35 protein-coding genes and 1 riboswitch are annotated in these 20833 nt (G+C 63.7%); of the genes, 27 read left to right on the top strand and 8 right to left on the bottom strand.

Annotated elements, in window-relative coordinates; translation table 11 throughout:
- The first annotated feature begins 33 nt into the window (after positions 1–33).
- The 19 genes from AC5P57_RS04315 to AC5P57_RS04225 all read left to right on the top strand — a co-directional run bounded on the left by AC5P57_RS04315 (position 34) and on the right by AC5P57_RS04225 (position 9129).
- A complete protein-coding gene (locus AC5P57_RS04315; protein WP_495219456.1) occupies positions 34–534 on the top strand; it encodes a hypothetical protein in 501 nt (166 codons plus the stop codon).
- Positions 535–809: 275 nt separating this feature from the next.
- Positions 810–974 carry a hypothetical protein gene (locus AC5P57_RS04310; RefSeq protein WP_495219455.1) on the top strand — a complete coding sequence of 55 codons (165 nt, stop codon included), beginning with the start codon at positions 810–812 and terminating at the stop codon, positions 972–974.
- The gene (locus AC5P57_RS04305) at positions 971–1609 is read left to right on the top strand and encodes a DUF7666 domain-containing protein (RefSeq protein ID WP_495219454.1); all 639 of its coding nucleotides are present in this window, start codon (positions 971–973) and stop codon (positions 1607–1609) included. The genes AC5P57_RS04310 and AC5P57_RS04305 overlap by 4 nt, the downstream gene beginning before the upstream one ends.
- A 3-nt stretch (positions 1610–1612) precedes the next feature.
- The gene (locus AC5P57_RS04300; RefSeq protein WP_495219453.1) at positions 1613–1921 is read left to right on the top strand and encodes a hypothetical protein; all 309 of its coding nucleotides are present in this window, start codon (positions 1613–1615) and stop codon (positions 1919–1921) included.
- 434 nt (positions 1922–2355) lie between these two features.
- Positions 2356–2712: an SH3 domain-containing protein gene (locus AC5P57_RS04295; protein WP_495219452.1), complete on the top strand. Its 357-nt coding sequence runs from the start codon at positions 2356–2358 to the stop codon at positions 2710–2712.
- Positions 2709–2849: a hypothetical protein gene (locus AC5P57_RS04290; RefSeq protein ID WP_495219451.1), complete on the top strand. Its 141-nt coding sequence runs from the start codon at positions 2709–2711 to the stop codon at positions 2847–2849. The genes AC5P57_RS04295 and AC5P57_RS04290 overlap by 4 nt, the downstream gene beginning before the upstream one ends.
- The gene (locus tag AC5P57_RS04285) at positions 2842–3132 is read left to right on the top strand and encodes a hypothetical protein (protein WP_495219450.1); all 291 of its coding nucleotides are present in this window, start codon (positions 2842–2844) and stop codon (positions 3130–3132) included. The genes AC5P57_RS04290 and AC5P57_RS04285 overlap by 8 nt, the downstream gene beginning before the upstream one ends.
- On the top strand, positions 3129–3359 hold the full coding sequence (locus AC5P57_RS04280; RefSeq protein ID WP_495219449.1) for a hypothetical protein: 231 nt from the start codon (positions 3129–3131) through the stop codon (positions 3357–3359). The genes AC5P57_RS04285 and AC5P57_RS04280 overlap by 4 nt, the downstream gene beginning before the upstream one ends.
- A gap of 211 nt (positions 3360–3570) precedes the next feature.
- Positions 3571–4545 (top strand): recombinase RecT, encoded by a 975-nt coding sequence (locus AC5P57_RS04275; protein ID WP_495219448.1) that lies wholly within the window; start codon positions 3571–3573, stop codon positions 4543–4545.
- Positions 4542–4880: a hypothetical protein gene (locus tag AC5P57_RS04270; protein WP_495219447.1), complete on the top strand. Its 339-nt coding sequence runs from the start codon at positions 4542–4544 to the stop codon at positions 4878–4880. Before AC5P57_RS04275 ends, AC5P57_RS04270 begins: the two co-directional genes overlap by 4 nt.
- Positions 4880–5152, top strand: a complete 273-nt coding sequence (locus AC5P57_RS04265) for a hypothetical protein (RefSeq protein ID WP_495219446.1) — start codon at positions 4880–4882, stop codon at positions 5150–5152. Before AC5P57_RS04270 ends, AC5P57_RS04265 begins: the two co-directional genes overlap by 1 nt.
- The gene (locus AC5P57_RS04260; RefSeq protein WP_495219445.1) at positions 5149–5742 is read left to right on the top strand and encodes a hypothetical protein; all 594 of its coding nucleotides are present in this window, start codon (positions 5149–5151) and stop codon (positions 5740–5742) included. Before AC5P57_RS04265 ends, AC5P57_RS04260 begins: the two co-directional genes overlap by 4 nt.
- The gene (locus tag AC5P57_RS04255; RefSeq protein WP_495219444.1) at positions 5739–6236 is read left to right on the top strand and encodes an HNH endonuclease; all 498 of its coding nucleotides are present in this window, start codon (positions 5739–5741) and stop codon (positions 6234–6236) included. The genes AC5P57_RS04260 and AC5P57_RS04255 overlap by 4 nt, the downstream gene beginning before the upstream one ends.
- Positions 6237–6425: 189 nt before the next feature.
- Positions 6426–6683 (top strand): hypothetical protein, encoded by a 258-nt coding sequence (locus AC5P57_RS04250; RefSeq protein ID WP_495219443.1) that lies wholly within the window; start codon positions 6426–6428, stop codon positions 6681–6683.
- Complete coding sequence (locus AC5P57_RS04245; protein ID WP_495219442.1) at positions 6673–7182, top strand: hypothetical protein; 510 nt, start codon at positions 6673–6675, stop codon at positions 7180–7182. The genes AC5P57_RS04250 and AC5P57_RS04245 overlap by 11 nt, the downstream gene beginning before the upstream one ends.
- Entirely contained in the window at positions 7179–7541 is a 363-nt protein-coding gene (locus tag AC5P57_RS04240) for a hypothetical protein (protein WP_495219441.1), read from the top strand. The genes AC5P57_RS04245 and AC5P57_RS04240 overlap by 4 nt, the downstream gene beginning before the upstream one ends.
- Before the next feature lies 1 nt (position 7542).
- Complete coding sequence (locus AC5P57_RS04235) at positions 7543–8022, top strand: hypothetical protein (RefSeq protein WP_495219440.1); 480 nt, start codon at positions 7543–7545, stop codon at positions 8020–8022.
- Positions 8009–8371 carry a helix-turn-helix domain-containing protein gene (locus AC5P57_RS04230; RefSeq protein ID WP_495219439.1) on the top strand — a complete coding sequence of 121 codons (363 nt, stop codon included), beginning with the start codon at positions 8009–8011 and terminating at the stop codon, positions 8369–8371. Before AC5P57_RS04235 ends, AC5P57_RS04230 begins: the two co-directional genes overlap by 14 nt.
- 65 nt (positions 8372–8436) lie before the next feature.
- Positions 8437–9129 (top strand): tyrosine-type recombinase/integrase, encoded by a 693-nt coding sequence (locus tag AC5P57_RS04225; RefSeq protein WP_495219438.1) that lies wholly within the window; start codon positions 8437–8439, stop codon positions 9127–9129.
- A gap of 256 nt (positions 9130–9385) precedes the next feature.
- Here the strand turns inward: AC5P57_RS04225 and hemN are convergent, their stop codons facing one another.
- Together hemN and AC5P57_RS04215 are read right to left on the bottom strand one after the other, a co-directional pair.
- Positions 9386–10795, bottom strand: a complete 1410-nt coding sequence (hemN, locus tag AC5P57_RS04220; RefSeq protein WP_099552716.1) for an oxygen-independent coproporphyrinogen III oxidase — start codon at positions 10793–10795, stop codon at positions 9386–9388.
- Between the two features lie 44 nt (positions 10796–10839).
- A complete protein-coding gene (locus AC5P57_RS04215; protein WP_262236358.1) occupies positions 10840–11280 on the bottom strand; it encodes a group III truncated hemoglobin in 441 nt (146 codons plus the stop codon).
- A gap of 179 nt (positions 11281–11459) precedes the next feature.
- Between AC5P57_RS04215 and AC5P57_RS04210 the strand changes: the two genes are divergently transcribed.
- On the top strand, positions 11460–11747 hold the full coding sequence (locus tag AC5P57_RS04210) for a hypothetical protein (protein WP_099552649.1): 288 nt from the start codon (positions 11460–11462) through the stop codon (positions 11745–11747).
- Positions 11744–12793 carry a 4Fe-4S dicluster domain-containing protein gene (locus AC5P57_RS04205; RefSeq protein ID WP_495219437.1) on the top strand — a complete coding sequence of 350 codons (1050 nt, stop codon included), beginning with the start codon at positions 11744–11746 and terminating at the stop codon, positions 12791–12793. The genes AC5P57_RS04210 and AC5P57_RS04205 overlap by 4 nt, the downstream gene beginning before the upstream one ends.
- A gap of 1 nt (position 12794) precedes the next feature.
- Here the strand turns inward: AC5P57_RS04205 and AC5P57_RS04200 are convergent, their stop codons facing one another.
- Together AC5P57_RS04200 and AC5P57_RS04195 are read right to left on the bottom strand one after the other, a co-directional pair.
- Entirely contained in the window at positions 12795–13031 is a 237-nt protein-coding gene (locus tag AC5P57_RS04200; RefSeq protein ID WP_262236391.1) for a hypothetical protein, read from the bottom strand.
- A 353-nt stretch (positions 13032–13384) separates the two neighbouring features.
- A complete protein-coding gene (locus AC5P57_RS04195) occupies positions 13385–13594 on the bottom strand; it encodes a helix-turn-helix domain-containing protein (protein WP_142807681.1) in 210 nt (69 codons plus the stop codon).
- Positions 13595–13705: 111 nt separating this feature from the next.
- Here AC5P57_RS04195 and AC5P57_RS04190 point away from each other — a divergent pair, with 111 nt between their 5' ends.
- Together AC5P57_RS04190 and crcB are read left to right on the top strand one after the other, a co-directional pair.
- A complete protein-coding gene (locus AC5P57_RS04190; RefSeq protein ID WP_005408921.1) occupies positions 13706–14107 on the top strand; it encodes a transcriptional regulator in 402 nt (133 codons plus the stop codon).
- 22 nt (positions 14108–14129) lie between these two features.
- A riboswitch (Fluoride riboswitch) is annotated at positions 14130–14193 on the top strand.
- A gap of 74 nt (positions 14194–14267) precedes the next feature.
- Complete coding sequence (gene crcB / locus AC5P57_RS04185; RefSeq protein WP_049430634.1) at positions 14268–14660, top strand: fluoride efflux transporter CrcB; 393 nt, start codon at positions 14268–14270, stop codon at positions 14658–14660.
- 3 nt (positions 14661–14663) lie between these two features.
- Here crcB and AC5P57_RS04180 read toward each other — a convergent pair whose 3' ends face one another.
- Positions 14664–15497 (bottom strand): AraC family transcriptional regulator, encoded by an 834-nt coding sequence (locus AC5P57_RS04180; protein ID WP_099552651.1) that lies wholly within the window; start codon positions 15495–15497, stop codon positions 14664–14666.
- 134 nt (positions 15498–15631) lie between these two features.
- Between AC5P57_RS04180 and AC5P57_RS04175 the strand changes: the two genes are divergently transcribed.
- A complete protein-coding gene (locus AC5P57_RS04175; protein ID WP_262236354.1) occupies positions 15632–16126 on the top strand; it encodes a DUF6265 family protein in 495 nt (164 codons plus the stop codon).
- A gap of 58 nt (positions 16127–16184) precedes the next feature.
- Here the strand turns inward: AC5P57_RS04175 and AC5P57_RS04170 are convergent, their stop codons facing one another.
- Both AC5P57_RS04170 and AC5P57_RS04165 read right to left on the bottom strand, forming a co-directional pair.
- The gene (locus tag AC5P57_RS04170; RefSeq protein ID WP_495219436.1) at positions 16185–16595 is read right to left on the bottom strand and encodes an SRPBCC family protein; all 411 of its coding nucleotides are present in this window, start codon (positions 16593–16595) and stop codon (positions 16185–16187) included.
- A gap of 19 nt (positions 16596–16614) precedes the next feature.
- Positions 16615–17634 (bottom strand): aldo/keto reductase, encoded by a 1020-nt coding sequence (locus tag AC5P57_RS04165; RefSeq protein ID WP_262236353.1) that lies wholly within the window; start codon positions 17632–17634, stop codon positions 16615–16617.
- Between the two features lie 103 nt (positions 17635–17737).
- On the opposite strand from AC5P57_RS04165, the gene AC5P57_RS04160 reads away from it, so the two are divergent.
- The gene (locus AC5P57_RS04160) at positions 17738–18655 is read left to right on the top strand and encodes a LysR family transcriptional regulator (protein WP_257470799.1); all 918 of its coding nucleotides are present in this window, start codon (positions 17738–17740) and stop codon (positions 18653–18655) included.
- Positions 18656–18665: 10 nt separating this feature from the next.
- Here AC5P57_RS04160 and AC5P57_RS04155 read toward each other — a convergent pair whose 3' ends face one another.
- Positions 18666–19184, bottom strand: coding sequence for a P-loop nucleotide/nucleoside kinase family protein (locus tag AC5P57_RS04155; RefSeq protein WP_262236351.1), 519 nt, complete (start codon positions 19182–19184; stop codon positions 18666–18668).
- 261 nt (positions 19185–19445) lie between these two features.
- Here AC5P57_RS04155 and AC5P57_RS04150 point away from each other — a divergent pair, with 261 nt between their 5' ends.
- Together AC5P57_RS04150 and AC5P57_RS04145 are read left to right on the top strand one after the other, a co-directional pair.
- The gene (locus AC5P57_RS04150) at positions 19446–20522 is read left to right on the top strand and encodes an alpha/beta hydrolase family protein (protein ID WP_099552657.1); all 1077 of its coding nucleotides are present in this window, start codon (positions 19446–19448) and stop codon (positions 20520–20522) included.
- Between the two features lie 90 nt (positions 20523–20612).
- Complete coding sequence (locus AC5P57_RS04145; protein ID WP_099552658.1) at positions 20613–20813, top strand: hypothetical protein; 201 nt, start codon at positions 20613–20615, stop codon at positions 20811–20813.
- The last annotated feature ends 20 nt before the right edge of the window (positions 20814–20833 follow it).

Raw genomic sequence — 20833 nt, 5'->3', positions numbered from 1 at the left:
CCGTGGAATCCTTGCGCCGCTAGGCTTTTGCCCATGAAGACCATTGCTGAAATTCACGCAGAGAACCTGGATACCCTCGCCTCCGGGTTCGAGTCTCAGCGCCAGTTCGCGCTACACCTAAACAAGGATCCAAAGCAGGTAAACCAGTGGTGGGGAAAGGGATCGGCAAGAGGAATCGGGCCAAAGATCGCCAGAGAGATCGAAGAGCGGTTCGGGAAGCCGGTCGGCTGGCTGGACAACGATCATTCTCAGCTTGCGCGACTCGATGGAGAGATCATCTCGGCGGCGATTGAGACGGCAAAGAAATCCTTTGAGATCATGAATCAAGGGAAATTTGACCCGGAGGCCGACCCCGAGATCTTTGCCCAGGCCATTCGCACAACGCTGGCAAAGGCTCTTTCTATGGAACAGGGAGACCGAGATGAATCTGCACGAGGAGATGGACAAGCTGGCCTACTTGATCGCCCAGCGGGCCCAGAGGAGGCTAGGCACCCCAGTGCGACTGCACCTCGTGCCAGAAAGGCGAAGGCTTGAGGACCAGGCGCTTCAGCTAGCTGGAACCCCGCCATCCAAGTCATCTCTCATCGAGATGAAGCGCTATCGGACCCATAGGGACTGATCGGCCCAACCCTGTCCATATAGAGAAAGGCTCCTTCGGGGGCCTTTTTCATTGGGCGCACATCTAGCTTTTCGATAGATAAAATCAATCAAAGATGTCTAGCTGTTTGCTTGACATGTCTAGCCGTCTGCTAGATCATCCTCTCCAACGCCCACACCACCCATCCGGGACCAGGGGCTTGGAGACGAAGATGGAACTGTCCGACCAGCTGAACCGGCTTCTCGCTGCCGCCAGGGCAGCCATCGAGTACCACGAAGGTGCGCCTGCCATTGATCGCCTGCAGGCTGCCTACGAAGAACTGACCGGCGAGCGCGTTTTTGCCTACCGCGATGAAGACGCGGAGGACGCAGCATGAGCCAGGAAGTCCTCATCGCATTCCACTTCGTCGCCGACACCCTCCGCGACGGTCGGCCGGTCCCGGCTGATGGCGAGCTGCTGGTACACGATGGCGAGGTACGTCTCTGTGCCCAGGGCCTGCACGCGAGCATCGATGCGTTCGACGCGCTGCAGTACGCGCCGGGCAACGTCCTGTGCTTGGTGGAACTGAGCGGCACGATTGTTCGCGGCGACGACAAGGTGGCCGCAAGCGAGCGCCGGATCATCAAGCGAATTGATGCCGAGCCGCTAATGCGCGAGTTCGCACGCTGGTCTGCCCTGCAGGTTATCGAGCTGTGGGATGCGCCGGAGGTGGTTCGTCAGTATTTGACCACAGGTGATGAATCTCTCCGGGCCGCCGCACGGGCCGCCGCACGGGCCGCCGCACGGGCCGCCGCACGGGACGCCGCATGGGACGCCGCACGGGCCGCCGCATGGGACGCCGCACGGGCCGCCGCATGGGACGCCGCACGGGCCACCGCACGGGACGCCGCATGGGACGCCGCACGGGCCGCCGCACGGGACGCCCAGCGCGAGCGCTTCAACAAGATGGTTCGCGGCGCCTTTGACCTTCCTCTGGAAGGTGAGCTGATCGCTGCTGGTAAGGCGGGCTGAGCCATGAACCTCCACACCCCAACCGACATCGCCCGGAACGCTCAGCGGAGCTTTGACGGCCTGCTGCCGGATGACAACGAATCGGCCTACCAGGACGCGGTCAACGAGGTCGCCACGCATCACGAAACGGCCGAGCTGGTCGCGGTGATCGCGGGAGCTGAGTCGGCGCTGGACTACCTGATTTCTCGCGTCGAGGTTCCGAGCTACCTGCTCCACGACCTTCGCGCCCTGCTCAACAAGCAGCGGGACATCAAACGGCAGATCGAGTCCGAGATGAAGTCTCCCTCCTATCACGATCCGAGGAACAGCTAATGGTCATCCAGTTCCCGAGCCCCACGGAGCGCCACGACATCAGCGTGGTGCGTGGTCTGGCGAAGCGTCATGGGTGGGGCGGGTCAGTTGTCCGCGCCTTCATCCAGCACGGCTGCCAGCGTAGCGAGATGAACGACCTTGCTGAGGCAGCCCGCCGCCAGCGCATGAACCAGGGCCACGGGCCGGAGGGAGCTGCGTGATGCGTAAGCGCCGATTCGCACTCTTTCCAACGCCGGTTCACACAACCCGCTATTGGCGGGATGGATTCAGGTGGTTCAAGTGGGTTTGGCTGGATGTGGATGGGAAGTACTACACCACGAAGGAGCCGCTATGACCCGCCTCCTCCGTTCCCCCTACTTTCCGCTGGCAGTGCAAGCAGTCATTGCCGCCGCAACAGTGACCCAGCTTGTGCTGGCTATGAATGGAGTTGTGCCGTGAGCTACGAACAAGCAATGGAAGCCGCAGGCGCCACGGTCCTGCGATTCGAGCAGTTCGGTTCATACCAGGGCGACTGGTTCGCGCTTGTTGAATACAACGGCAAAACCGGCTGGGTCCATGGCTCCTATGGGTCTTGCTCAGGCTGTGACGCTTTCGAATCGGAGTTCGGGTGGAGTGATCACGAACGGTCCGACTATCAAGAGCGGCTGGCCGATTTTGGCAAGTCGTACCTAGAAGGACTTATGACTCAGGAAGAGGCATTGGCGGAAGCTAGTCGCTACATCGAATGGGATTCCGATGCTGCCGAAATGGTTGCCTTTCTAAAGGCTCACGCAGAAGAGGCAAGCTCATGAATCCGCTCAACAAGGTTGATTGGGACTTCAACCGCCTCTTCCCCGCCATCCCGAAGCCCGATCCGCTGGGCGACGAGGTAGACGCCGACGAGACGAACCATGGCCCTTGCGCACAGGGGGATTGCAGCGATGAATAAGGACAACGCGAAGGACTACCTGCCGCTGGTGCAGGCGCTGGCTGATGGGAAGGTGATTCAGGGGCACATGGCTTGCTCGGGCCGGTGGGAAGACTTTTCAGGCGATATCCGCTTTGACGGTCCTGCTAGCGACTACCGCATCAAGCCTGAGCCGCGAGAGATTTGGGTGAATCGTCATGAAGACGCTGGCCTTGCATACAACTTCTACGCGAGTAAAGAGGCCGCTGCCGATGGCATCCGCCCTGGTTGGGAGCCTGTTTGCTTCCGCGAGGTGATCGAATGACCTCGCTGCGCACCCACTACCTGGTACTGGCTTCGTGCATCGGCCTGATCGTCTTCCTCTGCTGGGCTGCGTGGTTCGTTTACCGCTACGAGGCTTACGAGGTCGCGGCAAGTGCGCTACTCCTCGCCATCTTCGCCGCGCTGTTCGCCCACGACGAGCTGCACATCATCCGCAAGAAGCGCAACGACCGATTCAAGCAGCCGCCGCTTACCACCGAGCGGGGCTGAGTTCTACGGAGGGAATGCGGAGTGGTGATCCGCAGCTCAAGAGGCGCTGGATAGTGGTCGGGCATCGACAGATGCGGAGGACGCTTTTCGGAAAGCCAGCAAGCCGGAGAGACACCACCGGCCCCTCCACCCAATCCCCTGCCCTGTCGCTCCCCACGACAGGGACCCGCGCCAGCCGGGTCCAGACGCTGGCACCTACATAGAGGCACACATGAACGCAGTAGTCGCTACGAAGGAAGATCGACCGCTCGCGCCGTATCAGGCTGCGATCCAGAAGAGCCAGGAAAGGTTCTTGGAGGTGGCCGCCTCGTCGGTCAACTACAAGCGCGAGTCGATGTTTGCGCTACAGGCGCTGATGAAGACGGACTTTGCGATGCAGATCGCGAACAAGAACCCTGTTTCCGTGCAGATGGCGATGATCAACGTGGCCTCCACCGGCCTGACGCTGAATCCGGCCAACGGCTACGCGTACCTTGTGCCACGTGACCGGGCTATCCACCTGGATATCAGCTACAAGGGGCTGATCAAGATCGCGACCGACACTGGCTCGATTGAGTGGGCGCGGGCGGATGTGGTGTACGAGAAGGACAGCTTCGCCTACCACGGCCCCGCTGCCCTGCCGGAACACACAGCCAACCCGTTCAACACGGAGCGCGGCGAGATAATCGGCGTGTACTGCATCGCCAAGACCCACGCGGGCGACATCCTGACCGAGGTCATGGATCGTGCCGAGATCGACAAGATTCGGTCCAAGTCCATGGCGAAGTCCGGACCGTGGGTCGATTGGTTCGTCCAGATGTGCAAGAAGGCCGTCATTAAGCGCGCCAGCAAGACGTGGCCGTACACCGAGCAGTCTGGACGCATCGATCAGGCCATCGAGATCGCCAATACGTCCGAGGGCGGCTACGACCTGGAATCTGAGGAAGAGAAGCTCCACAAGCGCCGCCAGCAGCATGACGCCGCGCTGGGCCGTCATTTCCGCAGCGTCGAGGCCATCAAGGAAGCGTTGGCCGCTGAGGAACCCGATATGCACTCAGTCGCCGAGATGTGGGGCGAGATCCCGCAGGAAGACCAGATGGCCCTGTGGCTGGCGCCGAGCAAGGGCGGCTGCTTCATGACTGCCGAGCGCAATGCGATCAAGAGCGGCGTGCCGAAGGCAACCAACGAGACCGAGGAACAGCAATGAGCGACGTGAAATTCATTGGTGGCCTGAACTTCAAGGCCAAGAACCCGAACGCCCCGGACTACGTGATCTGCAAAGGCTCTATCAAGCGTGCCGACCTGATCGCGTGGCTCAACAGCGAGCAAGGCGACTGGATCAACTTCGACGTGAAGGAGTCAAAGGGCGGGAAATTCTATGCAGCAGTGGACGAGTGGAAGCCGAACCAGGGCGGCGGCACCAGCTCCCGCCGAGGCGGTCAGGAGCAGCGCGAGCGGCCGCAGAGGGCTACGGATCAGCCGCCGATGGACGATTTCGCCGACGACGACATTCCGTTCCTGAACATGCAGGGGGGCTGGTGATGTCAATTTACACGCAGAACGGCGGGATGCCGCCGCAGACCACTCCTGCACTTGCCGCCAAGGATGCCGAAATCGCCCGCCTGCGCGCTGAGGTGGAGAAGCTAAGGGATGCGCTGGCTCCGTTCGCGGAGTTTGCACTGATTCGAACGGCAGCCGGCTCAACCTCGCCAAGAACTGGTGCCGTCTATTCAGTGCATACGCGCTTGGGTGAGGCAGAGATCACTGCTGAGGATTTTGAGGCTGCGTTCAACGCCATTGGAGCATCCGCATGACCACCGACAACAAGACCCTGGCGGACGTGCAGCCCGGTGGGAGGGTGAGGCTGGGGGATCAGGCCGAGCGGGCGCGGTTTGACGACTTCCTAAGCAGCAATCCGCTCATGGCTCTTTGCGCGGGTACGGCATGGCAGGTGTGGCAAGCCGCCCTCTCCGCCCAGCCCTCCCCGGGTGGTCAGGGTGAAGTGTGCGTGCCGTTGCCCACTCCCGGCATTGGCGAGTGGTCGGATGGTTGGAATGCGTGTCGTGAAGCAACGCTTCGTGGCGAAGGTGAAGCACTCGCCGCCCGCCAGCCGGCGGGGGAGCCGGTGGCCGATGCTGGGCGTTCGGCAGCATATGACGCTATCGACCGATTCCTCCGCAACAACATGGATGACGAGGCTTACGCGGCATATGTCGAGCATCTTGAAGCGCTGTGGGCGGCAGTGCCCGCGCAGGCCGTGGACCTGGGGCAGTTTCGGGCGTCGGTCAAGGGTGCATTGATTCGTATGGGGCAGGAACAAGACACGGAATCTGCCATGCACAAGCGGGAATTGCAGCGCCTGCTGGCCCTGATCGACAGCCATACGGCAGGAGGCCAGCCGTGATCTGGAAGGAGGTCCCCCTGTTCAATGGCCGATACGAGGCATCCGATTGCGGGCAAATCAGCATGAAAGAGACCGGCCAGATCAAGTCGCTCCGCCCGCGACGTGGCTACCTGAGCATTACCGCGTACCACCGTGGAGTAGAGAAGAATCTGTATGTGCACAGGATGGTGGCACTCGCCTTCATCCCCCAGACGGCCAGCGAGGTAAACCACAAGAACGGTGACAAGACAGACAACTCTGTCGGCAACCTGGAATGGATTTCGACCGCAGACAACCTACGGCATGCGAAGACAGCGCTTGAGAAAAACTGCACGCCTGTGATTGCTACTTCCCTGGCTAGCGGGGCATCGATGCGCTTCTACTCGATGAAGGAGGCATGCCGTCGCCTGGGTGTTCAACTCAGCTCGGTCAGCCTGTGCGTCAGGGGTAAGCAGAGGTCCTGTCATGGCTGGACGTTCAGGGCCGATAGGCGAGACCAGGCGGTGGGCAAATGATCGAGAAATGGCTGCAGTACACCTGCGACGGGTGTGGCGAGACGGAGACTGCGGACGCGCCCAATGAGTCGGCAGCCGAGTGCCGTCGCCGCATACGGGAGTACGGCTGGAAGAATCACGGCCGTCTGGACTACTGCCCCGCCTGTGTGGCCGATGGTGCAGCGGCGAGGCGTCAGGAGGGATTCGGCGATGGCTGACCAGCTGCTCACCGCTGCAATGGAGGACCGCATGACCTGGAAGCCGATCAGCAGCGCGCCGAGGGATGGGACCGTCATTCTCGGCTACTCCGATTACATGACGGACGAGTGCGAAGGCCCGGTCATGTGGACGGCCAGATACGACAGCGTGTCGGAATACTTCCGCGCAGTCTGGGACAGCGAGCCACTACACGATATGACGCACTGGAGGCTCCCCGAGCCGCCGAAGGAGACCGACGATGGATGTTGAACGACTGGACGATCTGCGCGAGCTGATTGGCGAGTACTGGTGTTTGGCATTCGCAGAGGGCCAAGAGGGTCGCAACACGGACACTCCGGATGGCGCTGCGCAGAAGTGCATTTCTGCGATTGAGTCGATCATCCGTGAGGCTCGCGCCGCCCTCACGCCGCCCGAGGGCCATGTAGTAGTCACCCGCAACGAGGCAGGCCAAGCCGTGGCAGTCACCCGCCAGGATGACGAGGGCCGGATTCTGTCGGTGATCGCGGAGTTTGAGACGGCACCAAGTCAGCCCAGCGCGCCGCCCAAGGAGCCAGATCAGGCATTACTGGTGAGCATGGCGACGTGCCTCAACCATGGGTTCGGACTGGACACGCCAGAACGGCAGAAGTCCCAACTACGCGACATGCGCAAGGTGTGGGATGAGGTTATGGGTCGCGGCTATTACTCGCTAGCCAACCGCGAGCGCCATGCCGCCATGCTCGCCGCGCGCCCGGAGGTGAAACTATGACAAATGACGCTTACTTCAAAGCTCTTGAGGACTGGCAGAAGGAGATGGATGAAGCGCAGACAGACCTCAAGCCTTGCCCATTCTGCGGCCGCGAGGCCAACATCTTCCCCACTGGAAACCGCGAATTCTACGCCGGGTGCGGAGATCGGCTTCTGGGCTGCCATGTTGAATCTTCCACTTGGCCAGCTCCAGACATAGCTACGGCAGTCAGCATGTGGAACGAGCGCCCCGAGGATGACCGGATCGCCAACCTGGAAGCTCAGCGAGATGGACTGTTCAACGAGAACAAGGCCCTGTATCGCCAGCTTGTCGCAATGCAGAAGCGGCTGGACGGCAACGCCACAGAGGAGAAGCACTGAAATGAACGACAGAGAGATCCCGTGGCTGCCTGCCGATCAGGCGCCGACGCTTATCCCTCTTCTCTGCTATTGGTGCCCGTCACCAGATGCCGTGGATGAGGAAGACCGGCCAGAGTTCTGGGGCATTGCAGTGCGATCAAAAGAGTTTGGCGTAGATCGTTGGTATCAGCATTGCCCGCTATGGGAGAAGGGATTGGGTAACCCGTATTTCGGCGAGCCAGATTTCTTCGCGCCGCTGGGAAGGCCAAATGGCCGCCCACAGTGGATTCTAGGGATTGGGGATCAGTTGCCTACCTTACGGTATACAACTCAACTCACCCCCCATAAGGGGGGTAACTCAACCGAAATCATGCGAGAGGCTGACACCGACATCGAGCGTATTTCCGCCTCCAAGGCGGCGATGCCGAGGCTTGGGAAGAAGCAGTCAACCGACCCCCTTAAGGTAGACGGTTGCGGAGGAGCGGGCGATGAGCGCCGTTGAGAAGCTGATGACCATCGCTCAGGCCGCAGAACAATGTGCCTGCCACCCTAGGACACTAAGACGCGCCATAGACACTGGCGAGCTAGCAGCCTGTCGGCTAGGCCAAGGCCCGAAGTCCGACCGCATCCACCCCGTAGACCTGGCCGTGTGGCTGGGTAAGTGCAAGGTAAAGACCCAATGCCAGTCACTAAGCGTGCCAACGGCCACTATCAAGTTACAGTCGGACACGGTGGAAGAACGCATCGCAAGACTTCTCGACTCTGGTCGTTCAAAGACGCGAAAGAGTACGAACGGAAGTACCTCGCCGCGCTCAAGGACGCTGCGGCTGGTCGGGAGCCAGAACGATTGATATCGGAGGGCGTGGAGAAGTTCCTAACGGACCACGTCCCTCGCCTGCGGTCCAAGGCCAAGACGATGGCCCATATCCGAGCGCTGATGCCTTACTTGTCAGGCAGGAAGATGAGGGAGGTTGCCCAGGTGTGGGCCGAGATCAAAGCAGCTGAGATTGGGAAAGCTCCGGCCACGGTCAACCACAAGGGGCGCATCCTGCGGCAAATCAGCCGGATGGCGTGGCGTGAGTGGGGTTGGCTCGAACGCCCGACAGCAATCGGGCTGTTGCCTGAGAAGCCGCGAGAGACGTTCCTAACCACCGAGCAGGTGGAGGCACTGGCGAAGGCGTGCCCAAACGCTGCGGCGGGCGACTACGTTCGGCTGGCGGCGTATACGGGCATCCGGCGCGGGCATCTACTGCGCCTGACGGCACATGACGTGCGCGGTGGGTTCATCCATCTGGACCGAACCAGCAAGACGCGCACGCTCCAACTGGTCCCACTGCACCCCAAGGTGGCGGAGATTGCGGCGCGGCTCCCGCTGGGTGCCTCCGACGATCAGGTTCGTGATTCGTGGGCCAAGGCGCGGAAAGCATGCGGTCTGGAGCATGTTCGGTTTCACGATCTCCGACACACGTGTGCCTCATGGTTGGTCCAGGCTGGCGTGCCGCTACATACAGTGTCGGAGGTGCTTGGACACAGCTCTATGGCGATGACCCGACGCTATGCTCACCTGTCTCCAGAACACTTGTCAGAGGCGATCCGAAGGATGGCGTGAACTTATGCGATCTCGATAAGAAAGGATAAGATTTCTAAGCCGCGCCAACTCGCTACTTAAACTTCCAGATTCGCTACTTATCGCTGTGCAGAACCTGTGCAGCAGCAGTGGCAGAATGCGATATTTGAGCCATGCAGAGGCCTATTTCAATCAACAGCTTACGATAGCCACTGTGACTTAAAATCCGCCGGGGGCAACCCCATGCCGGTTCGATTCCGGCTCCGGGCACCATCGTGCGCGTTGCGCAGCAGACCGATCAGATCGCACGCGAGTAGCGTGGTTGCTCGTGCGCGGCGCGCAGGTAGGGGTCAAAGCACATCGCCAGCAACCGCAGCAGCGGCCGCCCGGGTTCACTGGCGCGCACGACCCCCTCCCGGTATTCGGCCAGGCCGTCCTGTTGCAGCCGCTGCACCGAACGCAGGTCTTCGGCAAAGTACTGCTCGAAATCGATGCCGTGGCGCCGCCCCAGCACCGTGCCATCCACCTCGCCCTGGCACATCAGCTGCTGGATCAGCTCCGCGCGCAGCTGGTCGTCAGCACTGAGCGCAACACCGCGCCAGACCGGCAACTGCCCCTGGTCCACCGCGTCCTCCCACGACGGCAGGTCACGTGGATTCTGGCTGTAGGTGGCACCGATGTGGCTGATCGCACTCACGCCCAGGCCGAGCAGATCGGTATCGGCGTGGGTGGTGTAGCCCATGAAGTTGCGATGCAGCTGGCCGGCACGCTGCGCGCGTGACAGATCCTCTTCCGGCAGTGCGAAGTGATCCATGCCGATGTACTGGTAGCCTGCGGCAGAGAGCTTCTCCACCGCCAGGCCCAGCAATGCCAGCTTGTCTTCCGGCGAAGGCAAACGGCTTTCGTCGATCTGCTTCTGCGCACGGAACAGATGCGGCAGATGCGCGTAGCCATACACCGCCAGTCGGTCCGGGCGCAGCGCCAGCACCAGTTCGAGGGTGCGGCCGAATCCTTCCAGGCTCTGCCCCGGCAGGCCATAGATCAGGTCGACGTTGACCGAACGCATACCGCTGTCGCGGCAGGCGCGCAGGATGTCCAGCGTCTGCTGCACGCCCTGTATGCGGTTGATCGACTCCTGCACCTGCGGGTCGAAATCCTGCACGCCCAGGCTGGCCCGGTTGAAGCCCAGCCGCGCCAGCATGGCGACGTCGCGGGTGTCGATGAAGCGCGGATCGAGTTCGATCGAGAAATCGCGCTGCGGCGAATCGCTGAAATCGAAGCGCCGGCGCAGCCCTTCCACCAGCGTGGTCATCGCCTCGGCATCGAGGAAGTTCGGCGTACCGCCGCCCAGGTGCAGCTGGATGACCTCGCGGCCGTCATCGAACTGCGGCGCCAGCAGGTCGGCCTCGGCCAGCACGCGCGAGACGTAGCTGTGGCCACGGCCGCGGTCGCGGGTGATCACCCGGTTGCAGCCGCAGTAGAAGCAGGGGCTGGAGCAGAACGGCACATGCACGTACAGCGACAGCGCGCGGGCCAGCTGGTTGCTGTCGGCGATCGCCTGGCGCAGCGCCGGTGCATCGAAGCCATCGTGGAAGTGCGGCGCGGTCGGATACGAGGTGTAGCGAGGCCCCGGCCGGTCATGCCGGCGCAGCAGGTCAGGGTCGAAGGTCCAGGCCAGGCCGCCGGCGGCGGGAGAGAACGTGTCCATGGCGCCAGCATCGCGCAGGTCGACTGGCGCCGCCTTGACCCAGATCAATCCTTGGCGGGCATCCCCAGCACCGGCAGGCCGACCTGGGGCCAGCGCAGCATCTGGTAGCGCTTCCAGAAGGTGTCACCGATGCGCGCGGCCACATCGTTGGCCAGCTCCTGCATGGGCGGGTTGCCGCACTCGGCCGTGGTGATCCGGAACAGCACCAGCCATCGGTCGAACAGATCCTTGTCCAGCTCGATGGCCATGTGCTTGGACATCGGCGAGCCCTTGAACCGGCGGGTGCCGCGCAGCATCGCCGACCAGAAGTCGACCAGCTGCGCCAGGTGCTCGGGCCAATCGTGGACGTGCGCCCCGAACACCGGTCCCAGCCGCTCTTCCTCGCGCACGCGGGCATAGAAATCGTGAACCAGGCGGGTCACTTCCTGCTCGGTGCACAACTCGGGCGAGGCGACGGGGAGGACAGGCGGCGGTATTGCGTTCATCGGGGTACCCAAAGCGTGCCGGCAGTGTGCCGCAGCCGGCCGACACCACCGTTGATCCAGATCAATGTCGGCGCAGTCCGCTGCACCTAGGCTGGCACGCTTGCAGGAAGCATGCCCTGCGGATGCTGCGCCAGCCTTGGCGAAGTATACGCGCCGCCCACTTTTCGATCCGGGACAGCATGAACAGACCTTCTCCCAGCCGCCGCCAGCGGCTGATCCAGCAGTGGGGCGCCATCCTCTGGCCCAGCTTCATCGCCGCCGGCGTGGCCAGCGTGGTGTTCTTCGCCTTCGTCGATCCGTTGCGCCTGCAGGCCATCAGTTTCCCGGGCACGGCCATCAGCCGAGAACTGGGCTATACGGCGGGATTCTTCATGTTCTGGTCGGTGACGGCACTGTCCAGCGCGGTCACCTGGTACCTGCAGCGGCCCATGCCGAGCGATGACGACGACGAGCTGCCGCTGGGATGAGCACGTCCTGCACTCGGCTTCCCCGTCCCTGGCACTGGCGCGGCACGCTCAGCGCCGCCCTGCTGGTGCTGTTCTACGCACTGCCGTGGCTGCGCTGGGAGGGTCGCCAGGCGCTATTGCTGGACATCAACGCGCGGCGATTCGACCTGTTTGGCTGGACCCTGTGGCCCGGCGACGTCGGCGTGCTGATCGGCCTGCTGGTGGTACTGGCCGTCGGCCTGGCGCTGCTTACCCATCTCGCCGGCCGAGTGTGGTGCGGTCACGCCTGCCCGCAGACGCTGTGGCGGCGCGCCTTCGACTGGATCGCCCGCAGCGCGGCCCGCATGCTGCCTGCACCTGCTGTACGCTCGGCCACCCAGCTGGCCTGGGGACTGCTGTCCGTGTGGACCGGCATTACCTTCGTCGGCCTGTTCAGCCCGATCACCGGATTGCTGGCCGCTGCGCCAAACGCTGGCTGGAGCGGCTGGGAAACGTTCTGGGTGCTGTTCTATGCCGCTGCCACCTGGGGCAATGCCGGCTTCCTGCGCGAACAGGTCTGCCGCTCGTTATGCCCGTTCGCACGCATGCAGCCATTGCTGACCGATCCGCATACACCACGCATGCTGTACGACGCGCGCCGCGGCGAGCCACGCGGACCGCGTCCATCCGGCCTGGGCGGCGTGCTCGGCCGCGGTCGTGGCCTGCTCAACCCGACCACTGCGCAGGACTACGTGTTCCGCGCCGCGCATCCGCTGCTGGCCGGACCGATGCCGACCTTCAGCGCCGATCGCCTCGGTGACTGCACCGACTGCGCTGCTTGTGTCAGCGCCTGCCCAATGCAACTGGACATCCGCCAGGGGCCGCAGGCCGATTGCCTGGCCTGCGGCGCCTGCCTGGAGGCCTGCGCACAACAGCAGCACCGGGCCGGTTTCGGTCCGGGGCTGGTGCGTTACTGCAGTCCGCAGGCGATGGCCGGACAACCGAAGCGCCTGTGGCGACCCCGGACCCTGGCCCTGCTGTCCTTGTTGCTGGTGCTGCTTGCCTGCGGCGCCTGGCGCCTGCTCTGAATCAACGCGACCCGCTGGCGTGCGGCGGAACCAGCTGCGCACGTCGGACAATGCCCAGCTGCTCAATGATCAGCGCCACTTCATTGGTGAACTCGGTACGCTCGGTCCCCTGCGGGACGAGCCGGTCCAGCACCTGCTGGTAGGTATCCCAGAACGCCGGACCGCATCCGTGTTTGTGATAGCTGGCTTCCAGTTCGCGGCGTACCCGTTCAGCCAAGCCATGCATGCCGTATTCCATACGACCTCCGTTGGACTTGTTCTGCATCGTTGACGGTCTACCGACTCACTTGCGTGCTACTGAAAGACTCCCGGGCTTCACGTCCGGTTGATCCAAATTAGTCATAAATTTCACGACAGGTCAATTACATGGAGCGACTTTCGCGATTGAAATTATTAATCGTTCACGAAACCACATACGGGACCCCGACCCTTCCGGATGGGGTAAAGCCGACAACACGCCGCAGGCACCTGGCGCGGCAGCCGGTAGGTTTCGACGATTGGTACTGCAAGAACGATCAGTTTTCCCTATTTTGCTAAGTGTACTTAGCAAAATGCACTTAGCATGCTAAATGCGACAAAAGACGGCGTAACTCAGATGAATTCGACTTCGGCGGCGGCAGTTGCGGGGAACAGGTTCGGGTAGCGCTGATGCAGGATGTACTGGCGCAGAGCCGGAATCGGGAAGTCTTTAGGCCATTGCGATACTGCGGAACGGCTGATGCCGAAGAAGCGCGCCAGCTCCGCATCGGTCTGGAATCCCAGCCGCGTGCGCACCTGCCGCTTGTTCCAGAAATCGGTCATGGCCTGCCCTTCTGTTAACCAGACTTATTCTTGCGGCAAGGATTCTTCGCATTCCACGCGTTAAGCTGGCTTGCATAGATGAATACTCTCGGCCAACGACTCGCCGCCGCCATGAAGAAAGCCGGGCACCCCCGTCCGGCCGATCTGGCCCGCGCCGCCAAATCCACCACGGCAACCATCAGCAACTGGCTCAACGACCATGTGAGCGCTTCGCATGTGAAGGCCGAACAGCTGTTCCGTATCGCCGATGCGGCCAAGCTGGACGCGCGCGAGCTGCTGTACGGAGTGAACGGGCGCGGCGTTGGTGAACCAGGTAACGCCTACATTCCCAGCCAGGCCCACCTGGACGTCTGGCAGGACGCCTACGAGCTGGTCAGTCACCTGGTGGCCGAGAATGGCTTGGAAATCGACCACCGCCGCCACGCGGCACTGGACCTGCTGGCATTCGAACTGCTGATGGATGGCTTCAGCCGCAGCAAGGTTGCCCGCGTGCTGACCACCTCGATGACGTGAATGCACCGCCGCTGGTAGCATGGGCCGCGATGGGGATGGGGCTCCCCCGATAACCGCCTGAGAAGGCTGATGGCTCCTGCCAGGACGAACCCGGTGTTCGTCGACGGCAGGCAGTGCCTGCCCTCGGCGTTCGCCATCGAACCCGCACTCGAGGCACGCGATGCAAACGCTGAACAACTATGTCCTTGTCTTCATCGGGGGTGGCATTGGCGCCTGCCTTCGCCACGCCTGCAACCTGATCGGCGCGCGGGTGGCCGTCGGCAGCCCCTGGCCGTGGTCGACCTTCCTGATCAACATCAGCGGCGCGCTGCTGATGGGCGTGGTGGTCGAGGTCTTCGCGATGCGCAATGGTGCCTCGCCGCAGCTGCGCCTGTTGCTCGCCACCGGTATCCTCGGCGGCTATACCACGTTCTCCACCTATGCGCTGGAGATCGGCCTGCTGCTGCAGCGCGGCCAGCATGGACTGGCGGCACTGTATGCCGGTGGCTCGGTGGCACTGGGCCTGGCCGGCCTGTTCGGTGGCATGAAGCTGGCCCGGCTGGTCCTGGGCTGAAACTCAGGTCGCGCCAGCGCGCGCCTGTCCGCGCCATTCGCGTGGCGACTGCCCCGTGTGCGCCTTGAACGCGCGCGAGAGTGCCGCCTCGCTGCCATAACCCACCTCGTCGGCAATCCGCTTCAGTGGCCGGCCCTGGCGCAGCGCCTGCTGCGCCAGCCCTACCCGCCAGCCCTGCAGGTACTGGCCCGGGGTGGTCCCCATCGCCTCGCGGAAGCTGGCGGCGAACACGCTGCGTGACATGCCGGCCACCTCGGCCAGATCTTCCAGCGTCCATCCCTGCGCCGGGGCTTCATGCATCGCCACCAGCGCCAGCCGCAATCGCGGATGGCCAAGCCCGGCGAACAGGCCGCCGCGCATTTCGCCACCTTCCATCAGCTGGCGCAGCACCTGGATCATCACCACCTCGAACAGGCGGTTGACCATCGCTGCTCGCCCGCAACGCTGCTCGAACGCCTCTTCGAACAACAACTCCAGCGCCGCGTTGCCGCCATACAGCTCGGCCAGCGGCAGGCAGATGAAATCAGGCAGCGCGGCACTGATCGGATTGAGCCGGCCACCTTCGAAATGCAGGTTCGCGCAGGCCATGTCGGCGCCCTGCCGTGGGTCGGTACTGAAGCGGTGCGGCATCGGGCGCGGATACAGCAGCAGGCTCGGTACATCGACCTGTACGGTCTGCTGGCCATGACTGACCTGAAGCGGGCCACGTCGCACCAGGTGCAGTTGACCGGCCTCATCCTCGCCGTCCAGTGTGTTGATGCCGCACAGCGCACCGGCATGGAACACCGAGGCGGTGACCGCGAAGCGTTCAAGCAGAATGGCGAGGCGATCGACCATGGCGGGACGTTGGGTCAAGCGAGACAGGCTCAGTGCGACAGATCGTATCGGAATCAACACTGGAAAGGACGGCACTGGCTGCCTCGTCCCTCGGGCGCTATACAGGCCACGGATTCCCGCGCATGGAGGCACCGATGTCGATCCGCATTGCCCTGGCCCTGCTGCCGCTGCTGCTTGCGGTGGCCCACGCACAGGCCTCCCCGCCCTCGAAGATCGAGCACCTGGCCTGGCTGGCCGGTTGCTGGCAGCTTGATGGCCAGCCGGCCGGTGCCGGCGAGCAGTGGTCCACCCTGGCAGGCAATACCCTGTTCGGCAGCAGCCGCAGCCTGCGTGACGGCCGCACCGTAGGTTTCGAGTTCATGCAGCTGCGCCAGCATGACGACGGCCGCCTGGTACTGACCGCCCTGCCCTCTGGCCAGAACGCCACAGACTTCAACGCCACCCGGGTCGATGGCAATGAAGCCGTGTTCGAGAACCCGGCCAACGACTTCCCGCAGCGCATCCGCTACCGACGCCTCGATGAACAGCGCGCGCATGCGCGTATCGAGATCGCCCAGGACAACCCGAAGCAGGCAATGGACTTTCCCATGCATCGCGTCGCCTGCGGTGGACCGACGCCCGCACACTGACACGCAAACGCCCCGGACCGGCCGGGGCGTCTGCATGCGATCAACACCACACGGGCATTCACCCGGCCAGCGTGGTTTCCAGTGCCTTCAGGCCATCGCGATAGATGCCCTCGAACAGCGCGGACGCTTCTTCGTTGCTGACGCCCACCGGAGTGAACTCACCGGACCAGTCGATCCTCGAACCAGTGCCCTGCTCGACCACACGCAGGGTGGAGCGATAGCCGGTGACCGGGAACGGGGCCTGCAGGATCGAGTAGGTGTAGCTGCGACCGGCCTGATCGAAGGTTTCCAGGCGCTCGACGATGGCATCGCCATCGGGATTGGCCAGATGGCGCACGCGACCGCCTTCGCTGAGCGTGCTCCGGGGAATGTACGGAAGCCAGCCGGGCAGTGAATCGAAGCCGCCGATGAGGTTCCAGACCTGGTCGGCCGGGGTCGGCACGGTGATGGATACAGATGCAGTTGCCATGGGAAGGTCTCCTTGGGACTCAGATGTTGTCGATCGGCAACGGGGCGTTGGCCGCAACCAGGCCTTGGGCGCGCAGTTCCTGCCAGAACCCGGCCGGGATGATTTCCTTCAGTGCGGCGTAGTCCTCGGCGATGCGTTCGGGACGGCTCGCGCCTGGGATCACCGCAGCCACCGCCGGGTTGGCCAGCGAGAACTGCAGGGCAGCCGCCTTGATGCTGATGCCGTACGCGGCCGCAATGGCCTTGATGCGCTCGACCTTGGCCAGGATCTCCGGCGACGCCTTCTGGTACTCGAAGTGGCTGCCACCGGCCAGCACGCCGGAGCTGTACGGACCGCCGACCACGATGCCGGTGTTGCACTCGGCCGCCTTCGGCATCACCCGCTGCAGCGCACGCTCATGGTCGAGCAGCGAGTAGCGGCCGGCCAGCAGGAAGCCGTCCGGACGGGCTTCGTCCAGGTCCAGGGTCAGCTCGATCGGCTCGACGCGGTTGACGCCCAGGCCCCAGGCCTTGATCACGCCCTCCTCGCGCAGGCGGGTCAGCACCTTGAAAGCGCCGCGGCGAGCAGTCTCGAAGTACGACAGCCACTCATCGCCGTAGAAGTCCTGGGCGATGTCGTGCACCCAGACGATATCCAGGCGATCGGTCTTCAGGCGCTTGAGGCTGTCGTCGATCGAACGCAGGGTGGCATCGGCCGAGTAGTCGTTGACCAGCTTGTTGGGGCGGCCGGCGACGAACAGGCCGCCCTTCTCGCCCAGGTCGCGGGCGCTGGTGTCTTCCACTTCGTCCAGGATCAGGCGGCCGACCTTGGTGCTGAGCACGAAGTCGTCGCGGTTGCGCTTGGCCAGCGCGTCGCCGAGCCGGATCTCGGCCAGGCCTGCGCCGTAGAACGGGGCGGTATCGAAGTAGCGGGTGCCCTGTTCCCAGGCCGCGTCCACCGTGGCCTGGGCCTCGGCTTCCGGGATGTCACGGAACATGTTGCCCAGCGGCGCGGTACCGAAGCCGAGGGTCTTGCCAGCCAGCAGAGTGTTGATGCTCATGGGGTTCCCCTTGGGGAGGTTGTTGAGGTTGAGGCATAGGCTAGGCTTGCCCAATAAGACCGTCCAAGACATAATTTATCAATCTTGAGTCCCGGATGGTCTTATGCTCGATCTCCGCCAACTGCGCTATTTCGTGGCCGTCGCCGAAGATGAACACGTCGGCCGCGCCGCCGAGCGCCTTCACATTTCCCAATCCCCGCTCAGCCGCCAGATCGCCCAGCTGGAGGAACGGCTGGAGCTGCAACTGTTCGAACGCTCGCAACAGCGCATCCGGCTGACCGCCGATGGCCGCACCTTCCTCGCCGAGGCGCGCGCCCTGTTGACCCACGCCAACCGACTGGAATCGCTGGCGCGCCGGCTCGGCCGCGGCGATGAAGGCGGCCTGTGCATCGGCTATCTGGAATACGCGATGCACTCCGGCGTATTGCCCACCGCCCTGCGCGAACTGCGTGGCGACCGTCCTGCCGTGCACATCGCGCTGTACAACCAGCAATCGGACGTGCAGCTGGAAGGCCTGCGCCAACGCAGCCTGGACATCGCCCTGGTCTGCGAACCACCCGCGTTCGACGATCCGGACCTGGAAGCCACGCAGGTACTGAATGACCCGATGCTGCTGGCGCTGCCGGCCGGCCACCCACTGGCCAGCGCAGAGACCATCACGCCCGAGGATCTGGCCAGCCAGCAGTGGATCGGCGTGATGCACAAGGAAAGCGCGCTGCGCCATGACACCTTCATCGCCGCCTGCGCGAAGGCCGGTTTCACCCCGACCATCGCCATGGAAGCGACCGAACCACTGGCCGCACTTGGGCTGGTCGCCGCGGGGCTGGGCCTGACCACCATCCAGCGCAGCCTGGACCACCAGGCACCGACGGGCGTGGTGCTGCGCGAGCTGCCGTGGTTCAGCTACCGCACGCCGCTGTGGGCGGCCTGGCACCGCATCAACCTGCGTCCGCTGGTCGAGACCTTCCGCAGGACGCTGGTGCAGACCGCTACCGAGGGCAAGCCGGCCTTCGTCGACTGAACCGATCGCGCTATGCCGGGCCTGCTTCGGTGTAGCGCATCACCACAAAGCCCTCTTCTGCGGCCGGTGCAACGAAGTGGCGGGTGATCTGCTCGAATTCCTCGTCACTGGCCTGGAACGGATGCTCGCCGAGTGCATTGCGCGCGTGCAGCCGCGCCTTGCAGACCTCGTCGGCCACATCGAGGAAATGCAGTTGATGTGCAGCGCCAGCCGGCGAGAACACTTCACGTGCCCACGCGCGGCTGGCGGGCGTATTGAATGGAAAATCGAGCACCACCGAAACACCCGCCTGCAGCAATGCGCGCAGATGATCGGCCAGCACAGTGCGCAACGTGGCTGCGCGCTGCAGATAGTCGGCAATGGAATGGATTTCGCCCGGATAGAGCGCCGCCAGCCATGCGTCCTCGCTGATCAATACGTGACGCGGCTTCAACGCCAACTGCTGCGACAGAGTGGATTTGCCGGCACCGATCTTGCCGCACACCAGGTGCAGGGTCGGCACAGGGTCGTTCGATGAAAGGTCGTGCATCTGCGTTCTCCTTGGTGGATTCCATTACCCGGGAGAGTGCTGCATGCAACCCGCCTTCCCGGGCGGGTTGCATGGCCGTGATGACCGCGCGCTACCCCGCCTTCCCGTGGGGAATGCGGATAATCGACGCGATACTGTGCAGGGCCATGCCGCCAGCGTAGAGCGCAGCACGGCCGGCCGGCAATGCCCTGCGGCAGTGCAGCGCGCGCAAGGTAGTGCGGGGATCTATGCTCGGCGCCATTCCCGCATGGAATGACCACGATGCGCCCCCTGCTTCGATGCGCTCTTGCCCTCTGCCTGCTGTTGCCTTCGACGACCTTGCTGGCCGCAGCGCCCACCGCGCCGCGCACGCTCAGCGGCGAGCTGCAGGGCGCCCCCTGGCGGCTGGATGTACCGGCAGACTGGAACGGCGACCTGGTGATGCTGGCCCATGGTTATGAGCCCGTGGGCGTGCCGCGCACCACGCCGATGGCCGCCAGTGACAGCACCGCAGCACTGCTGGCTGCGGGCTACGCCGTCGCGCAGAGCGCGTATTCCAGCCAGGGCTGGGCGGTGGCCGAGGCGATCACCGACATGGAACACCTGCGACAGCATGCGCTGGGTGAACTCAAGCGCGTGCGACACGCCTGGATGCTGGGCTTTTCGATGGGCGGTGCCGTGACCATCGGCAGCCTCGAGCGCTTCCCGCAGCACTATGCCGGTGGTGTGTCGCTGTGCGGCGCCAATCTCAGTGGCGAACAGATCGCGGCCGACCTGCTGACCACACTGGTCGCGTTCGATTATTTCTTCCCCAGGGCCGAGGGGCTGCCGGGCACCGGGTTGGCATCGCGTGATGCAGCCATGCTGCCGCAGGGTGAGCTGTACCAGGGCATCGCCACTGCGCTGCAACGCGACCCAGCGCATGCCGCGTTGCTGGCGCAGCGGCTGCAGGTTTCCCCCGACGAAGTGGCCGGCACGATCAGCCTGCACGCCCTGGTCCTGCATGAACTGGCCACACGCAGCGGTGGCATGCCGGTCGGCAACATGGGCGTGGTCTACAGCGGCTTCGGCGATGACTCCGCATTCAACGCCGGGGTGCGGCGCATCGATGCTGTACCTGCCGCGCAGGCCAAGGTGCGCGCGACGCTGGCGCTGACGGGCGCACTGAAGCGACCGCTGGTGATCCAGTTCAACCACAACGACCCGACCATCGTGCCGCACATGCAGACGGTATATCCGCAGTTGGCCGCACACGCCGGTGCGCGGCCGGTGCCGCAGGTACTGCCATCGGTGGGCGAAGGGCATTGTGGCTTTTCGGAAGCACAGGTGGTCAACGCTTTGAAGGCGGTACGGCCCTGAGTCCAACGCGTGCCGCAGCGCGTCAGGACCGACCAGGAAGTGCTGCTATGGTGGACCGGCCCATTGACGGGCACACAAAGGACTGACGTGATGATCAAGATGACCTTGAAGACCGTGATGCTCCTTGGCATGGCCGTGACCGGCCTGGCCTTCGCCGCAGACTCCTGCGAGTTCTGCACCTTGCGGTACGAGCAATGCCTGCGTGCAACCCATGGACCGCTGGGCAAGACCTCCGAGCAGTGCCTGGCCGAGTACAAGCTGTGCCGTGAAACGGACTGCCCGTCGCCCTGACCGGTGTCCGGCCGGCTCCT

This window comes from Stenotrophomonas sp. YJH_SMC_79 (assembly GCF_059367995.1).
Note: the sequence above shows the minus strand (reverse complement) of the source record. Positions and strands in the feature narration are given on the sequence as shown.

What these genes read in the sequence shown, in the direction of transcription:
- crcB (WP_049430634.1), top strand. Translation starts at nt 14,268, where the DNA reads ATGCAAACGCTGAACAACTATGTCCTTGTCTTCATCGGGGGTGGCATT.
- AC5P57_RS04205 (WP_495219437.1), top strand. Translation starts at nt 11,744, where the DNA reads ATGAGCACGTCCTGCACTCGGCTTCCCCGTCCCTGGCACTGGCGCGGC.
- AC5P57_RS04200 (WP_262236391.1), bottom strand. Translation starts at nt 13,031, where the DNA reads ATGGAATACGGCATGCATGGCTTGGCTGAACGGGTACGCCGCGAACTG.
- AC5P57_RS04230 (WP_495219439.1), top strand. Translation starts at nt 8,009, where the DNA reads ATGAGCGCCGTTGAGAAGCTGATGACCATCGCTCAGGCCGCAGAACAA.
- AC5P57_RS04270 (WP_495219447.1), top strand. Translation starts at nt 4,542, where the DNA reads ATGAGCGACGTGAAATTCATTGGTGGCCTGAACTTCAAGGCCAAGAAC.
- AC5P57_RS04265 (WP_495219446.1), top strand. Translation starts at nt 4,880, where the DNA reads ATGTCAATTTACACGCAGAACGGCGGGATGCCGCCGCAGACCACTCCT.
- AC5P57_RS04305 (WP_495219454.1), top strand. Translation starts at nt 971, where the DNA reads ATGAGCCAGGAAGTCCTCATCGCATTCCACTTCGTCGCCGACACCCTC.
- AC5P57_RS04245 (WP_495219442.1), top strand. Translation starts at nt 6,673, where the DNA reads ATGGATGTTGAACGACTGGACGATCTGCGCGAGCTGATTGGCGAGTAC.
- AC5P57_RS04285 (WP_495219450.1), top strand. Translation starts at nt 2,842, where the DNA reads ATGAATAAGGACAACGCGAAGGACTACCTGCCGCTGGTGCAGGCGCTG.
- AC5P57_RS04240 (WP_495219441.1), top strand. Translation starts at nt 7,179, where the DNA reads ATGACAAATGACGCTTACTTCAAAGCTCTTGAGGACTGGCAGAAGGAG.
- AC5P57_RS04310 (WP_495219455.1), top strand. Translation starts at nt 810, where the DNA reads ATGGAACTGTCCGACCAGCTGAACCGGCTTCTCGCTGCCGCCAGGGCA.
- AC5P57_RS04145 (WP_099552658.1), top strand. Translation starts at nt 20,613, where the DNA reads ATGATCAAGATGACCTTGAAGACCGTGATGCTCCTTGGCATGGCCGTG.
- AC5P57_RS04275 (WP_495219448.1), top strand. Translation starts at nt 3,571, where the DNA reads ATGAACGCAGTAGTCGCTACGAAGGAAGATCGACCGCTCGCGCCGTAT.
- hemN (WP_099552716.1), bottom strand. Translation starts at nt 10,795, where the DNA reads ATGGACACGTTCTCTCCCGCCGCCGGCGGCCTGGCCTGGACCTTCGAC.
- AC5P57_RS04315 (WP_495219456.1), top strand. Translation starts at nt 34, where the DNA reads ATGAAGACCATTGCTGAAATTCACGCAGAGAACCTGGATACCCTCGCC.
- AC5P57_RS04150 (WP_099552657.1), top strand. Translation starts at nt 19,446, where the DNA reads ATGCGCCCCCTGCTTCGATGCGCTCTTGCCCTCTGCCTGCTGTTGCCT.
- AC5P57_RS04195 (WP_142807681.1), bottom strand. Translation starts at nt 13,594, where the DNA reads ATGACCGATTTCTGGAACAAGCGGCAGGTGCGCACGCGGCTGGGATTC.
- AC5P57_RS04170 (WP_495219436.1), bottom strand. Translation starts at nt 16,595, where the DNA reads ATGGCAACTGCATCTGTATCCATCACCGTGCCGACCCCGGCCGACCAG.
- AC5P57_RS04210 (WP_099552649.1), top strand. Translation starts at nt 11,460, where the DNA reads ATGAACAGACCTTCTCCCAGCCGCCGCCAGCGGCTGATCCAGCAGTGG.
- AC5P57_RS04175 (WP_262236354.1), top strand. Translation starts at nt 15,632, where the DNA reads ATGTCGATCCGCATTGCCCTGGCCCTGCTGCCGCTGCTGCTTGCGGTG.
- AC5P57_RS04260 (WP_495219445.1), top strand. Translation starts at nt 5,149, where the DNA reads ATGACCACCGACAACAAGACCCTGGCGGACGTGCAGCCCGGTGGGAGG.
- AC5P57_RS04225 (WP_495219438.1), top strand. Translation starts at nt 8,437, where the DNA reads ATGGCCCATATCCGAGCGCTGATGCCTTACTTGTCAGGCAGGAAGATG.
- AC5P57_RS04160 (WP_257470799.1), top strand. Translation starts at nt 17,738, where the DNA reads ATGCTCGATCTCCGCCAACTGCGCTATTTCGTGGCCGTCGCCGAAGAT.
- AC5P57_RS04155 (WP_262236351.1), bottom strand. Translation starts at nt 19,184, where the DNA reads ATGCACGACCTTTCATCGAACGACCCTGTGCCGACCCTGCACCTGGTG.
- AC5P57_RS04190 (WP_005408921.1), top strand. Translation starts at nt 13,706, where the DNA reads ATGAAGAAAGCCGGGCACCCCCGTCCGGCCGATCTGGCCCGCGCCGCC.
- AC5P57_RS04215 (WP_262236358.1), bottom strand. Translation starts at nt 11,280, where the DNA reads ATGAACGCAATACCGCCGCCTGTCCTCCCCGTCGCCTCGCCCGAGTTG.
- AC5P57_RS04290 (WP_495219451.1), top strand. Translation starts at nt 2,709, where the DNA reads ATGAATCCGCTCAACAAGGTTGATTGGGACTTCAACCGCCTCTTCCCC.
- AC5P57_RS04180 (WP_099552651.1), bottom strand. Translation starts at nt 15,497, where the DNA reads ATGGTCGATCGCCTCGCCATTCTGCTTGAACGCTTCGCGGTCACCGCC.
- AC5P57_RS04165 (WP_262236353.1), bottom strand. Translation starts at nt 17,634, where the DNA reads ATGAGCATCAACACTCTGCTGGCTGGCAAGACCCTCGGCTTCGGTACC.
- AC5P57_RS04280 (WP_495219449.1), top strand. Translation starts at nt 3,129, where the DNA reads ATGACCTCGCTGCGCACCCACTACCTGGTACTGGCTTCGTGCATCGGC.
- AC5P57_RS04235 (WP_495219440.1), top strand. Translation starts at nt 7,543, where the DNA reads ATGAACGACAGAGAGATCCCGTGGCTGCCTGCCGATCAGGCGCCGACG.
- AC5P57_RS04300 (WP_495219453.1), top strand. Translation starts at nt 1,613, where the DNA reads ATGAACCTCCACACCCCAACCGACATCGCCCGGAACGCTCAGCGGAGC.
- AC5P57_RS04250 (WP_495219443.1), top strand. Translation starts at nt 6,426, where the DNA reads ATGGCTGACCAGCTGCTCACCGCTGCAATGGAGGACCGCATGACCTGG.